Annotated in this window: 1 rRNA gene; it reads left to right on the top strand. The window is 56.1% G+C overall.

Annotation, left to right across the window (positions count from 1 at the left end):
* A 23S ribosomal RNA gene (locus LRL21_RS45235) occupies nt 1-255 on the top strand; the annotation flags it as partial.

Here is a 255-nt window from a genome sequence, read left to right as displayed (position 1 = left end):
TACAAAAAGTCAGAGCCCGTTTAAGGGTGATGGCGTGCCTTTTGTAGAATGAACCGGCGAGTTACGTTCCCGTGCAAGGTTAAGGTGAAGAGCCGGAGCCGCAGCGAAAGCGAGTCTGAATAGGGCGATTGTAGTACGTGGACGTAGACCCGAAACCGTGTGATCTACCCCTGCCCAGGGTGAAGGTGCGGTAACACGCACTGGAGGCCCGAACCCACGCATGTTGAAAAATGCGGGGATGAGGTGGGGGTAGCG

It is taken from the genome of Paenibacillus periandrae (assembly GCF_022458865.1).
GTDB lineage: Bacteria > Bacillota > Bacilli > Paenibacillales > NBRC-103111 > Paenibacillus_S > Paenibacillus_S periandrae.
Note: the sequence above shows the minus strand (reverse complement) of the source record. Positions and strands in the feature narration are given on the sequence as shown.